The following is a 12,454-nucleotide window of genomic DNA, read 5'->3' as shown; positions in this document are numbered from 1 at the left end:
CCCGCGCCCGTCTCACGCGATGCGGATGAGCTTCTTGTTCACGAACTCCTCGAGGGCGGGGCGGCCCATCTCGCGGCCGGTGCCCGAGCGCTTCACGCCGCCGAAGGGCAGCTCGGCCGCGTCGCCGAGGACGAGGTTGATCCAGACCATCCCCGCGTCGATCCGGTCCGCCAGGCGCAGCGCCTGCTCCTGGTCGGTCGTGTAGAGGTAGGAGCCGAGGCCGTAGGGGGTGTCGTTCGCGAGGGCGATCGCCTCGTCCTCGTCGCGGACGCGGTAGAGCGCGGCGACGGGGCCGAAGAACTCCTCGCGGTAGGCGTCCATCTCGGGCGTGACGCCCTCGAGCACGGCGGGCGGGAAGAAGTTGCCGGTCACCTCGCCGCTGGCGCGGACGGTGGCCCCCTGCTCGCGCGCGGCCGCCAGCTGCGCCTCGAGGCGCTCCGTCGCGGCGGAGGAGGAGAGCGGGCCGAGGAGGGTGCCCTCCGCGAACGGATCGGCCGGCTGGGCGCGGGTGAACGCCTCCGTGAACTTCTCGGCGAACGCGTCGTACAGCTCGTCGATCACGATGAAGCGCTTCGCGGCGTTGCAGGACTGGCCGTTGTTGTCCAGGCGCGCGGCGACCGCGTCCTCGACCGCCTTGTCGAGGTCGTCGGTCGACAGGAGCACGAACGGGTCGGAGCCGCCGAGCTCGAGCACGACCTTCTTCAGATGGCGGCCCGCGAGCTCCGCGACGGCCGCGCCGGCCCGCTCGGAGCCGGTGACGGAGACGCCCTGGACCCGGGGGTCGGCGATGACGGTCGCGGCCTGCTCGTTCGTGGCGTAGAGGTTCACGTAGACGCCGGCGGGCGCGCCCAGCTCCTCGGCCGCGGTGCGGAACATGTCGGCGATGGCGGCGGCCGACTCCGGGCACTGCGGCGCGTGCTTGAGCAGGATCGTGTTGCCCGCGACCACGTTCGGGCCGGCGAAGCGGGCCACCTGGTAGTAGGGGAAGTTCCACGGCATGATGCCCAGGAGCACGCCCAGCCCGGCGCGGCGGATCAGCGCGGAGCCGGTGCCCTCGGCGAGCTCGATCGGCTCGTCGGCGAGGAAGGCCTCGCCGTTCTCGGCGTAGTAGCGGTAGATGTCGGCGGCGAAGCCGACCTCGCCCTGCGCCTGGTCGAGCGGCTTGCCCATCTCGCGGACGATGATCGCCGCGAGCTCGTCGGCGCGCTCGACGTGCAGCTCTGCCACGCGGGCGATCAGCGCCGCGCGGGTCGCGACGGGCACGGTCCGCGACCACGAGGAGTACGCGTCCTGCGCCGAGCCGATCGCCGCGGTCAGCTCGGCGTCGCCGAGGGTCGGGTACTCGCGGAGGGTCTCCCCCGTGGCCGGGTCGATCACGGCGTAGTGGGTGCTCATGCGGGCTGTGCTCCTTCGCTGTGGGGGGCCGGTGCGGTCGCGCCGTCCTCGTCGATGATCTCCTGTGCCAGGCGCCTGCCGACGCGGATGGCGCCGTCGACGTGCTGGTAGCCCTCGGCGGCGAGGTCGCTCGTGCCGAAGCGGAGCGGACCCACCGGCTCCAGCTGCAGCGCGCCGTACCGGGTCAGCCCGCCCAGGTCGAAGCTCGCGGCGTACGCGCCCTGCGTCCACTCCTCGGACGCCCAGTCGCTCTCGTAGTAGACGACCGGATCGAGTGCGGCCGGGCCGAAGTAGGCGGCGAGCGAGTCGAGGATCGCGGCCTTCCGCTCCGTCTCGTCGAGCGCGAGCACGCGGTCGGCCTTCTCGTCCGAGACGAAGCCGACCAGGGTGCCGCGCTCCTCCCCGTGGTTCGAGTTGTCGTAGGCCTCGTGGACGAGCGAGTGCGGGCTGAACGCGGTGCCGGAGAGGCCGTCGGCGCGCCAGAAGGGCGTGGCGTACGTGGCGTGCACCTTGATCACGAGGCCGAGCGACTGGTGCTGCAGGGCCTGCTGCCGCAGGCGCGGGAGCGGCGGGTCGAACGAGATGCGGCCGACGAGGTTCGGCGGCACGGCGACGATCGCGCGGCGGGCGCGGAGGACGACGCCGTCGGCGCGCACCTCGACCCCGTCGTCGCCGTAGCGGACGGAGCGGACCGGGTGCCCGAGCAGGACGCGCTCGGCGCCGAGGCGCTCGGCGAGCCGCTCCGGGACCTGCTGGAGGCCGCCGATCACGCGCTTGTCGAGGATGAAGTCGGCGTCGACCAGGTTGCTGAAGCTCCCCGCGCTCGCGGCCATGAGGAGCGCCTGGAGGAGGGAGAAGGCGTGCGCCGGCTTGGTGAGCATGGCGTCGGCGAGGAAGAGGGCGATGTTGGCCCGTGCCTCCTCGTCGTCGCTCTGCTGCTCCAGCCATGCGGCGAAGGTGATGCGGTCGTAGTCGCGGGCGAGCGGATGCGTCCACGGCGCCGCCGGGTCCGTCTCGGCGACGAGGCGGTCGAGCACCTCGATCAGGCGGGAGATCTCGGACTCGGTGCGCTCGCTCCCCGGGAAGATGTCGCCGGTGAAGCGGCGAGCGGAGCCGTCGGCACCGATGTAGACGCTCTCGCCCTCGCGGTAGCGGGAGTAGGTGCCGAGGCCGAGCTCGTCGAGGGTCTCGAGGAGCGCCGTCTGGTCCGGCGAGACCCACTGGCCGCCGAGCTCGAGGAGCTGCCCGTCGACCACGCGGGTCTCGAGCCGCCCGCCCACGCGCTCGCGCGCCTCGACGACGACGACGTCGAGCCCGTGCTGCTGCAGCCGGAGCGCCGCGGTGAGTCCGGTGGCACCGGCTCCGATCACGACGACGTCGTGCTCGCTGGGGGACATGACTTCTCTTTCCGTCGGTGATCGCGGGAGTGGACGCGCGAATACGGATGATCCTGTCACAGAAGCGGAGGAGAACGTCAGTGAGTGCGCCTGATGGAGGGTGGACTCGGAGCGCCCTCCATCCAACTACATAGGCGTGCTATATTGTTTCTCGTGCCCGATCCCAGTGCCCCCGTGCGTCTCGCCTCCGCCGCCACCGCCCTCACGCGGTTCGCGGGCCGGGCGAGCGGCGCGACCGGGCTCGGTGCGCAGTCCGGAGCCGTCTGGTCGACGCTCGCCGAGCTGCGCACCGGCTCCCCCTCCCGCCTCGGCGAGCTCGCCGAGCGGGTCCGCGTCACCCAGCCGACGATGACCGGCATCATCGCCCGGCTCGACGAGGCCGGCTGGATCCGCCGCGTCCACGACGCCGGCGACGGCCGCGCCTGGCTGATCGAGGGCACTCCCGCCGGCTTCGACGCCCTCGCCGAGCACCGGCTCCGCCTCGAGGCGGCCCTCGCCCCGCTGTTCGAGGACCTCGACGAGGACGATCGCCTCGCCCTCGAGCGCGCCGCGACCCTCGTCGAGGCCCGCGTCGCCCGGATCGCCGGCACCCCCGTCCCCTCCTCCCCCGAGAAAGGCTCCACGCCGTGACCACCTCCCCCCACTCGCCCGCCCAGGGCTCGATCCTGAAGCAGCCGCTGGCCGTCTGGGCCGTCGCCTTCGCCGCGGTGATCGCCTTCATGGGGATCGGCCTGGTCGACCCGATCCTCCCGGCCATCGCCGAGAGCCTGCAGGCGACTCCGACCGAGACCTCGCTGCTCTTCACGAGCTACCTCGTCATCACCGGCGTCGTGATGTTCTTCACCAGCTGGCTCTCCAGCCGCATCGGCGCCAAGAAGACCCTCATGATCGGCCTGGTGCTGATCGTGGTGTTCGCCGCGCTCGCCGGCACGGCGGGCAGCGTCGAGGGCGTCATCGGCTTCCGCGCGGGCTGGGGCTTCGGCAACGCGCTGTTCATCTCGACCGCCCTGTCGACCATCGTCGGCGCGGCGAGCGGAGGCTCCTCCGCGGCGATCGTGCTCTACGAGGCCGCGCTGGGCATCGGCATCGCCGTCGGCCCGCTGCTCGGCGGGCTCCTCGGCAGCGTCTCGTGGCGCGGCCCGTTCTTCGGGACCGCCGTGCTGATGGCCGTCGGCTTCATCGCCATCGCGACGCTCCTGCGGGAGGACGGCCCCAAGCCCGCTCCGACTCCGCTCTCGGCGCCCTTCGCGGCCCTCAAGGTCCCGGCCATCCGCACGCTGGCGGGCGCCGCCCTGTTCTACAACATCGGCTTCTTCGTGCTGCTCGCCTACACGCCCTACCCGCTCGGGCTGGACGAGATGGGCCTCGGCTTCACGTTCTTCGGCTGGGGCCTGGGCGTGGCGATCACCTCCGTGTTCGTCGCTCCGCTGCTCACCCGGCGCCTCCCGCGCACCGTCGTGCTGCGCTCGGTGCTGCTGCTGCTCGCGCTGGACCTGATCGCCGGCGGCCTCGTGATCTCGTCGCGCGTCGGCCTGATCGTCTGCATCATCGTCGGCGGCCTGCTGCTCGGAGTCGTCAACACGGTGCTCACCGAGTGCGTGATGGAGGCGACCGACCTGCCCCGCTCGGTCGCCTCGTCCGCCTACTCCGGCGTCCGCTTCCTCGGCGGCGCGATCGCCCCGCCCGCCGCCTCCGCCCTGGCCGCCGCGATCTCACCGGCCTTCCCGATGTACGCCGCGGCCGGAGCCGTCGCCGTCGCCGCGCTGATCGTGCTGCTCGGACGCCGCACCCTGGCCCGCGCCGACGCCCACGAGCCCGAGCCCGAGCTCGTCGAGGCGCAGGCGATCACGCTCGGCGAGTGACGCGCCCGGCGGGCTTCAGGGGCCCGCCGAGGCGTCACGAACGGTCGTCATCCGAGCGGGATGACGGCCGTTCGTGACGCCTGGACGCGGTCGAGCGGGAGGGGCGCAAGGATCCGACCTGTGGAGAACCGGTTCACGAGGATCGGGAGGCGGGACAGTGGCCGGATGCACGATCCCTCGCCGCTTCCGATCGGACTCCGCGGCCGCGCCTTCACCGTCGCTGACGCTCGCGCGAGCGGAGTGAGCCGCGGGCGGCTCCGAAGCTCCGACCTCCACCGGCCCTTCCACGGGGTCCGCACCGCCGACCCCGACCCCGACCTGCGCCTGCGCACGGAGGCGCTCCTCGCGCTGGTCGGTCCGGAGGCTCTCCTGAGCCACGTGACGGCGGCGCGGCTCTGGCCGCTCGACCTCCCGCCCGCCGCTGCGGACGAGCCGGTGCACGTCAGCGTCCGCCGGCCGGGACGCGCTCCCCGGCACCGGAACGTCGTCGGCCACGCCCTCGCCGATCCCGACGTCCGCCGCGTCCTCCGCCGCGGACTCCCCCTCACCGATCCGGCCTCGCTCTTCTGCCATCTCTCCGCACTCCTCGAGCCGGACGACCTCGTCGCGGTGGGCGACGCGCTGGTGCGCACGCCGGTCGTCGGCGATCCGGCCGATCGACGGCCCTGGGTGCCGCTGCCCGACCTGCGGGAGCGCGTGTCGTCCTTCCGCGGTCGGGGCTCGGTGCGGCTCCGCGCCGCGCTCGCTCTGGTGCGCGACGGGGCGGAGTCGCGACAGGAGTCGCGGTTCCGGCTCGCCTCGCTCCGGGCGGGGCTCCCGGAGCCGGTGCTGCAGGAGCCGCTGTTCGACTCCGACGGGGTCTTCGTCGGGCGGCCGGACGGCTGGTACCCCGCGGAGCGGGTCGCGTGGGAGTACGAGGGCGACGATCACCGCACCAGCAACCGGCGCTTCGCGCGCGACCTCGGCCGCTACGACGACCTCGCCTCGATCGGGGTCCGCGTCGTCCGCATCGTCGGCGCCGAGTTCGTCCCCCACCCCGAGCGCTCCGTCGAGCGCCTGCGACGAGCACTCGCCGACCGGGCGCCGCATCGACGACCGCCGAGGGGTCGCGAACGGTCGTCATCCGAGCGGGATGGCGACCGTTCGTGACGCCTCACGGGAGGGCGCGCGCTCAGGAGTCAGGGCGCGACCTCGAAGAGGCGCGGGCGCAGCGCGGACGTGCGCGGGTCGGCGGCGCAGGCGGCGAGCGCCGCCGCGAGGACGCCGCGGGCCGGGTGCGGCTCGCGGACGTACACGTCGACGCCGGCGGGCGTGAACGGCGTCCGGGCGAAGCGGGTGAGCGCCCAGCCCGCCTCCTCGTCGGCGGCCACGAACGACCAGCGGCTGCGGGCGAGGAGGGTCAGCGGCTCGACGCCCCGCCAGCGGAAGCCGGACGGATCGTGCGGGTCGGGGGTGTCGATCCCGACCACGTAGTGCGAGCGCGTCCGGCCGCGCCAGCTGACGACGTCGCCGATCCCGCCGGTCGGGAGCGGCGCGTACGTGATCGCCACCCCCGACCGCGAGCGCCAGAGCGGCAGCGAGGAGCCCCGGACGAACCAGGTGCCGCTCGCGAGCGCCCGGGCGTCGATCATCGGAGAGCGTGCTTGATGTTGGTGCGGGCCAGCGCGACGGCCTCGCCCGCTCCTCCGTTCATCACGATCTTCGAGACCGCCAGCGCGAAGCCCTTCACCTGCGCGCCCGTGATCGTGGGCGGGAGCGAGAGGGCGAGCGGATCCGTCACCACGTCGACGAGGACCGGGCCGCCGTCGGCGAGCGCCGAGCGGAGGGCCTCCTCCACGTCGCGCGGGTCCTCGACGCGGATCCCGCGGATGCCGATCGCCTCCGCCACCTTCGCGTAGTCGACCATCGGCACGTCGACGGCGAAGTCCGGGAAGCCGTCGACCAGCATCTCGACCTTCACCAGCCCGAGCGTGGAGTTGTTGAACACGACGATCGTCACGGGCAGCCGGTAGGCGGCGACCGTGACCAGCTCGCCCATCAGCATGGAGAGCCCGCCGTCGCCGCTCAGCGAGACGACCTGGCGACCGGGGTGCGAGAGCTGCGCGCCGACCGCCTGCGGCAGCGCGTTCGCCATCGACCCGTGCATGTACGAGCCGAGCAGGCGCCGCTTCCCGTTGGGGGTGATGTAGCGGGCCTGCCACACGTTGCCCATGCCGGTGTCGGCGGTGACGATCGCGTCCTCGGAGAGCAGGCCGTCGAGCGTGGACGCGACGAGCTCGGGGTGGATCGGGCTGCGCGTCCCGACCTCGGTGTACTTCCCGACGACTCCGGTGACCAGCTTCTCGTGCTTCTTCAGCGTCTTGTCGAGGAAGCGGTGGTCCTTCCGCTGCACGAGCGGGGTCAGCGCGGTGAGGGTCGCCGCCACGTCGCCGTGGACGGGGTGCGCGACGCTGACGCGGCGCCCGAGCTTCGAGGCGTCGCTGTCGACCTGAGCGATCACGACCTTCGAGGCGTCGGGGAGGAACTGCTCGTAGGGGAAGTCGGTGCCGAGGAGGAGGAGGAGGTCGGCGTCGTGCATGCCGGCGTGCGCCGCTCCGTAGCCGAGGAGGCCCGTCATGCCGACGTCGTAGGGGTTGTCGTACTGGATCCACTCCTTGCCGCGCAGGCTGTGCCCGACGGGCGCGCCCACCAGCTCGGCGAAGGCGACGACCTCGTCGTGCGCGTTCTGCACTCCGGCGCCCGCGAAGATCGCGACGGTCCGCGCCTGGTCGATCGCGGCCGCGAGGGCGCGGACGTCGGCGTCGGCGGGGACCAGGACGGGCGTCGACGGCAGCACGAACGCGGGGAAGCCGTCCACCGCTTCCAGCTCGGCGATGTCGCCGGGGAGGGTGACCACGGCGACTCCGCGGAGCGCCACCGCGCTGCGCATCGCGGCGTTCACGACCCGCGGAGCCTGGGCGGCGGTCGAGATCAGCTCGCGGTAGTTCGAGCACTCGACGAAGAGCCTGTCCGGGTGCGTCTCCTGGAAGTAGGACGAGCCGATCTCGTTGCTGGGGATGTGGCTCGCGATGGCGAGCACCGGGGCGGAGGAGCGGTGCGCGTCGTAGAGGCCGTTGATCAGGTGCAGGTTGCCGGGGCCGCAGCTGCCGGCGCAGACGGCGAGGCGCCCGGTGAGCTGCGCCTCCGCGCCGGCGGCGAAGGCGGCCGCCTCCTCGTTGCGCACGTGGATCCAGTCGATGCCTCCCTTCTCGGAGCCGCCGCTGCGGCGCACCGCGTCGACGATCGGATTCAGCGAGTCGCCGACGATCCCGTAGATGCGGGAGACGCCGGCGTCGATGAGCTGAGCGATGAGCTGGTCTGCGACCGTCTTCTGAGCCATGACCCCATTCGACCGGACCGGGCTGAGCGTCCGCTACTCCGGAAAGTGGAGATCCGGATCGAGTGCATCCCCCTCGGGACGGATGCCCTGCACCCCTAGCCTGGGAGCCGTCACAGGAGCACCTCCGTGCAGCAGATCCCGGGAGTCGTCATGAACCGCCGCAGAACCGCCCTCGTCCTGGCCGCCGGCGCGGCCCTCGCCCTCGGCCTGACCGGCTGCTCGGGCCTGAACGGCCTGATGGGAGGCGAGACCCGCGACGACGAGACCGGGGAGATCACCGAGGGCGGGACGACCGACGTCTTCCAGCTGCGCGTGGGCGACTGCCTGAACGGCGAGCTCAGCGAGGAGGCGACCGAGGTCACCGACGTGCCGACCGTGCCCTGCACCGACCCGCACGTCTACGAGGTGTTCCAGAACCTGACGATGGCCGACGCCGACGAGTACCCGGGCGAGTCCGTCGCGACGGAGCAGGCCGAGACCGACTGCGTCACGGCGTTCGAGTCGTTCACCGGGATCGGCTACCAGGACTCGGCGTACGACTTCAGCTACTACTACCCGACCGCCGAGAGCTGGGGCACGGGCGACCGCACGATCAACTGCATGATCACCGACCCGAACGGGCCGAGCACGGGCACGCTGGCGGGCGTCGCGGCCTGATCGCGATCCCCGCGCGCGGAGGTGCCGGTCCCGCCGAGCGCTCCGCGCGCGGCCGGGGTCAGTCGCGGTCGCGCGCGGGGAACAGGCGCAGCAGCAGGCCGGAGCCGATCCAGACCACGGCGATCCCCGCGACGAGCCAGGAGGCTCCGAGGCCGGACGCCGCTCCCGCCAGCACGGCGCCGACGGCCGCGGCGGCGGAGCGCAGCCCCGCGCCGATCGTGAACACCTGCGAGCGGACGGCGGCAGGGCTCTCCTGGTCGCGCAGCAGCAGCATCGCCGCGTTCGAGGGTGCCGTGAAGACGCCCGCGACCGCGAAGGCGGCGATCGCCACGACGACGCCCAGGTCGGGGACGGCGACCAGGAGGACGGCGCCGGTCGCGATGTAGGCGGCGCCCATGGTCCACGCCGGCGGACGGCGGGTCCAGCGGCGGGCCGCCACGGCGAGGGCGCCGAGCAGGCCGCCCACGGCGAAGGCGGTCAGGATCCACGCGGCGGCGTCGGTGCTGCCCAGCCGCTCCACCGAGAGGCTGATCGCCGCGACTCCCGCCGCTCCGCCCGCGACCTGGCTGAGGGTGCCCGCCGAGGTGACCACCGCGATCGGACGGTGCCGCACGAGGTGGGTGACGCCCGCGACGATCGTCCGCAGCACGCCGACGGTCGGCGCCGGACGGGCCTCCATGGCGAGGCCGAGCGACCCGACGACGCCGATGAGGGCGAGGACCGCCATGGCGAGCATCGCGGTCCGCGCTCCCCCGACTCCGACCGCGAGGCCCACGATGGCCGGCCCGCTGATCGAGGCGACCGTGTACGAGAGCGAGTCCTGCGCGTAGGCGCGGCGCGGCTCCGGGATGGCGCTCGTGACGAAGCTCGACATGCCGCCCATGTAGACGGGCGTCGCGAGCCCCGCGAGGAGCAGCAGCACCACGATGAGCGGCGTCGGCACCTCGCCGAGGAAGGCGGCGACCGCGAAGGCGACGGCGGTCGTGAGCGCGGCGCCGACCAGGAGCCGGCGGGGGCGGCGGACCCGGTCGAGCACCGTGCCGACGAGCGGCGCGGCGATCACGGCGGGGAAGAGCGCCGCTCCGGTCAGGGCGCCGCCGAGCGCGACGTCGCCGAGACGCTCGACGGCGAGGACGGGGAGGGCGACGACCATGCCGGCGCTGGCCAGGCGGAGGGGGATCGACGCGGCCTGGTAGCTGACCGCGCTCATGCGGGACCGGGGATCGACATCACCTTCGATGGTGCCACGGCTGCGGAACCGGGTCGGCCGGGGAGGCAGGCCACCGGCCTCTGAGCGGCCTGCGGCGGCGCGCCCTAGGCGATCGGCGTCCGCGCCGCGAGCTCGGCCGCCGCCGCGACGCCCAGGCGCCAGGGCGCGCCGTGGCCGGGTAGGAGTGTCCGCGCCCCGGTCCCGGCGAGGACCCGCAGCGAGTCGAGGGACTGCGCCGTGTCGGCGGTCGCGGCGCGCGCGACCAGGTGCGGGCCGGTGCGCGCGGAGTAGGGGTCGAGCGTGACCAGGGCGTCTCCGCCGATCACCGCGTCGCGCTCGGGCAGGTGCAGCGAGACGTGCCCGTCGGTGTGCCCCGGAGTCGCGAGCACGCGGGGCGATCCGGGCACGTCGAGCACCGCTCCGGCGGTCAGCGGCAGGGTCCCGTGCACGGGCGGCACCGCGAGCGCGCCCGCACGGGCCATCGCTCCGAGCACCGGGATCGCGGAGGGGTGCAGCAGCGGGTACACGAACGGCGTGCGCTGGCGGCGGTAGGAGTAGGGCTGCGCGGCGAGCGGCTGGTCGGCCGCGTGCAGGTGCACGGGGACGCCCCGGCGGACGAGGCTGCGGGCGACGCCGAGGTGGTCGAAGTGCGCGTGGGTCAGCACGAGGGCGTCGATGTCGCCGAGCGAGCGGCCGAGCACCTCCAGCGCGCGGATCAGGTGCGGCCACGTCCTCGGGAGCCCGGCGTCGACGACGGTCAGCCGACCCGCCTCCTCGATCAGGTAGAGGTTCGCCCAGGCGTGCTCGAGCCGGTGCACCCCGGGTGCGACGTCCCGGTGCAGGCTCGCGCCGCCCCCTCGCCGCTGCTGCCGGCCCTGCTGCTCGCGCTGCTGCTGCTCCATCGTGCTCCCGCCCCTCCGGGCCCGCGCCCGATCGCGACGACGCTACGAGCGTCTGCGACGGATCGGACAGGGCGTTGACGGCGGGGGTCCGCGTCGTGAAGGGCTCAGCGGCGCCGCCCGCGGAGGGCGAGCTGCACCGCGGCGAGCAGGAGGAGGACCGCGAAGAGGATCCCGGACACGCGCGCCGGCAGGAGGAAGGAGAGCGCGACTCCGGCGAAGGAGAACGCCGTGGCGGTGAGCCCGACCACGAGGCCCGCGCGCACGTCGAGCAGGCCGCGCCGGGCGTTCGCGATCGAGCCGGTGACCGCCGTGGGGATCATCGCGGCGAGCGAGGTGCCCTTGGCCAGGAGGTCCGCGAGCCCGAAGGCGCCGACCAGGACCGGCACGGCGATCGCTCCGCCGCCGATGCCGAAGAGGCCGGAGGCGACGCCCATCCCGATGCCGAGCCCGGCGAATCCGGGCCACACGCCCCAGCCCTCGGCGACGTCGCCGGTGTCGTTCGAGCCGAACACGGCCATCCGCACCGCCGCGGCCACGAGCAGCGCCACGAACATCCAGCGCAGCACGCCCAGAGGCAGCCGCGCGAGCAGCCAGGATCCGGCCACCGCCCCGAGCATCGCCGCAGCCGCGATCACCGCCGCCGGGACCCAGGCGACCTGGCCGGCGAGAGCGTAGCCGAACGCTCCGGCGACCGAGGTCGGAGCGATCGCGAGCAGCGAGGTGGCGGAGGCGCGGCGCTGGTCCATCCCGGCCCAGGCGATCAGCATCGGCACCATCACGATCCCGCCGCCGACGCCGAACGCGCCCGACAGGGTCCCGCCGACCGCGCCGATCAGGGCCAGGACGAGCAGGGCGCGCGGGCGCATGCGCGCGGCCGTCCGATCGGGGAGGGGCGCCTGCGGGGCGGTCGCGTCGGTCACGGCTCCATGCCACCACAGCACCGGGCCGAGGGCGAATCGACGGGCGTCGACCGCGTTCCTGAGAGGACCGGCCCGGCCCGGCCCGCCTCTCTGGCAGTTGCCTGGGCGGGCCGGATCCGACCGTGACGTTCGGCGTCGACGGAGCGTCCTACCTGCATACCCCGCCTGATCGAGCGATCGGGCCCCGAGCGAAAGAGGAGACCATGGCCGAGACCACCGCGACCACCACCCGTCAGACCAGCACCGGATCCGGACGCACCGTGATCGAGGACGGCGTCATCGCCAAGGTCGCCGGCATCGCCGCGCGCGAGGTCCCGGGCGTCCACGCCCTCGGCGGAGGAGCGGCCCGAGCGATCGGCGCCATCCGCAGTGCGATCGGCAACGACGACCGCGGCCAGGGCGTCAAGGTCGAGGTCGGCGAGCGCCAGGTCGCCGCCGACATCACCATCGTCGCCGAGTACCCCGCGCCGCTGCAGAAGGTCGCCGAGGACGTGCGCTCCGCCGTCGCCGACGCCATCCAGCACATCGCCGGCATGGAGGTCGCCGAGATCAACGTGACCGTCCAGGACGTCCACATCCCCGAGGACGACACCCAGGAGTCCGACCCGCGCGTCGTCTGACCCGTTCACCCCGCACCGACGCCCCGGGCCGAACGGCACCGGGGCGTCGGCGTGTCGGCGACCCTGCGCCACGGCCTCGAGCAGGGCGGCGCCCTCCTCCCCGGAAGCGACG

The 12,454-nt window shown here is 73.9% G+C and carries 12 protein-coding genes; 5 read left to right on the top strand and 7 right to left on the bottom strand.

Annotation, left to right across the window (positions count from 1 at the left end):
* Positions 1–12 precede the first annotated feature (12 nt).
* Together C5B92_RS13420 and C5B92_RS13415 are read right to left on the bottom strand one after the other, a co-directional pair.
* Positions 13–1,395, bottom strand: coding sequence for an NAD-dependent succinate-semialdehyde dehydrogenase (locus C5B92_RS13420; RefSeq protein ID WP_104226095.1), 1,383 nt, complete (start codon positions 1,393–1,395; stop codon positions 13–15).
* The gene (locus C5B92_RS13415; protein ID WP_104350484.1) at positions 1,392–2,792 is read right to left on the bottom strand and encodes an NAD(P)/FAD-dependent oxidoreductase; all 1,401 of its coding nucleotides are present in this window, start codon (positions 2,790–2,792) and stop codon (positions 1,392–1,394) included. Before C5B92_RS13415 ends, C5B92_RS13420 begins: the two co-directional genes overlap by 4 nt.
* Positions 2,793–2,945: 153 nt before the next feature.
* On the opposite strand from C5B92_RS13415, the gene C5B92_RS13410 reads away from it, so the two are divergent.
* From C5B92_RS13410 to C5B92_RS13400, 3 genes are all read left to right on the top strand, one after another.
* The gene (locus C5B92_RS13410; protein WP_181028832.1) at positions 2,946–3,422 is read left to right on the top strand and encodes a MarR family winged helix-turn-helix transcriptional regulator; all 477 of its coding nucleotides are present in this window, start codon (positions 2,946–2,948) and stop codon (positions 3,420–3,422) included.
* Entirely contained in the window at positions 3,419–4,654 is a 1,236-nt protein-coding gene (locus C5B92_RS13405) for an MFS transporter (protein ID WP_104225140.1), read from the top strand. The genes C5B92_RS13410 and C5B92_RS13405 overlap by 4 nt, the downstream gene beginning before the upstream one ends.
* A 165-nt stretch (positions 4,655–4,819) precedes the next feature.
* A complete protein-coding gene (locus tag C5B92_RS13400) occupies positions 4,820–5,803 on the top strand; it encodes a hypothetical protein (protein ID WP_104256606.1) in 984 nt (327 codons plus the stop codon).
* A gap of 29 nt (positions 5,804–5,832) precedes the next feature.
* Here the strand turns inward: C5B92_RS13400 and C5B92_RS13395 are convergent, their stop codons facing one another.
* Positions 5,833–6,285, bottom strand: a complete 453-nt coding sequence (locus C5B92_RS13395; protein WP_104225142.1) for a hypothetical protein — start codon at positions 6,283–6,285, stop codon at positions 5,833–5,835.
* The gene (locus C5B92_RS13390; protein ID WP_104226089.1) at positions 6,282–8,033 is read right to left on the bottom strand and encodes a pyruvate dehydrogenase; all 1,752 of its coding nucleotides are present in this window, start codon (positions 8,031–8,033) and stop codon (positions 6,282–6,284) included. The genes C5B92_RS13395 and C5B92_RS13390 overlap by 4 nt, the downstream gene beginning before the upstream one ends.
* 126 nt (positions 8,034–8,159) lie before the next feature.
* Between C5B92_RS13390 and C5B92_RS13385 the strand changes: the two genes are divergently transcribed.
* On the top strand, positions 8,160–8,690 hold the full coding sequence (locus C5B92_RS13385; RefSeq protein WP_104256608.1) for a septum formation family protein: 531 nt from the start codon (positions 8,160–8,162) through the stop codon (positions 8,688–8,690).
* A 58-nt stretch (positions 8,691–8,748) separates the two neighbouring features.
* On the opposite strand, the gene C5B92_RS13380 is transcribed toward C5B92_RS13385, so the two are convergent.
* From C5B92_RS13380 to C5B92_RS13370, 3 genes are all read right to left on the bottom strand, one after another.
* Complete coding sequence (locus C5B92_RS13380; RefSeq protein WP_104226087.1) at positions 8,749–9,900, bottom strand: MFS transporter; 1,152 nt, start codon at positions 9,898–9,900, stop codon at positions 8,749–8,751.
* 104 nt (positions 9,901–10,004) lie between these two features.
* Complete coding sequence (locus C5B92_RS13375) at positions 10,005–10,802, bottom strand: MBL fold metallo-hydrolase (RefSeq protein ID WP_104327009.1); 798 nt, start codon at positions 10,800–10,802, stop codon at positions 10,005–10,007.
* 104 nt (positions 10,803–10,906) lie between these two features.
* Positions 10,907–11,722: a sulfite exporter TauE/SafE family protein gene (locus C5B92_RS13370; RefSeq protein ID WP_104233037.1), complete on the bottom strand. Its 816-nt coding sequence runs from the start codon at positions 11,720–11,722 to the stop codon at positions 10,907–10,909.
* A gap of 203 nt (positions 11,723–11,925) precedes the next feature.
* Here C5B92_RS13370 and C5B92_RS13365 point away from each other — a divergent pair, with 203 nt between their 5' ends.
* Positions 11,926–12,342 (top strand): Asp23/Gls24 family envelope stress response protein, encoded by a 417-nt coding sequence (locus C5B92_RS13365; protein WP_104225148.1) that lies wholly within the window; start codon positions 11,926–11,928, stop codon positions 12,340–12,342.
* Positions 12,343–12,454: the final 112 nt, after the last annotated feature.

This window comes from Rathayibacter sp. AY1A4 (genome assembly GCF_002930955.1).
In the GTDB taxonomy this organism is placed as follows: domain Bacteria; phylum Actinomycetota; class Actinomycetes; order Actinomycetales; family Microbacteriaceae; genus Rathayibacter.
The sequence above is the reverse complement of the archived record's forward strand: the minus strand, read 5'-3'. Positions and strand labels throughout refer to the sequence as shown.

Excerpts from the sequence above, each read along its gene's own strand:
- C5B92_RS13395 (WP_104225142.1), bottom strand. The coding sequence starts at position 6,285 with ATGATCGACGCCCGGGCGCTCGCGAGCGGCACCTGGTTCGTCCGGGGC.
- C5B92_RS13400 (WP_104256606.1), top strand. The coding sequence starts at position 4,820 with ATGCACGATCCCTCGCCGCTTCCGATCGGACTCCGCGGCCGCGCCTTC.
- C5B92_RS13415 (WP_104350484.1), bottom strand. The coding sequence starts at position 2,792 with ATGTCCCCCAGCGAGCACGACGTCGTCGTGATCGGAGCCGGTGCCACC.
- C5B92_RS13420 (WP_104226095.1), bottom strand. The coding sequence starts at position 1,395 with ATGAGCACCCACTACGCCGTGATCGACCCGGCCACGGGGGAGACCCTC.
- C5B92_RS13380 (WP_104226087.1), bottom strand. The coding sequence starts at position 9,900 with ATGAGCGCGGTCAGCTACCAGGCCGCGTCGATCCCCCTCCGCCTGGCC.
- C5B92_RS13390 (WP_104226089.1), bottom strand. The coding sequence starts at position 8,033 with ATGGCTCAGAAGACGGTCGCAGACCAGCTCATCGCTCAGCTCATCGAC.
- C5B92_RS13375 (WP_104327009.1), bottom strand. The coding sequence starts at position 10,802 with ATGGAGCAGCAGCAGCGCGAGCAGCAGGGCCGGCAGCAGCGGCGAGGG.
- C5B92_RS13365 (WP_104225148.1), top strand. The coding sequence starts at position 11,926 with ATGGCCGAGACCACCGCGACCACCACCCGTCAGACCAGCACCGGATCC.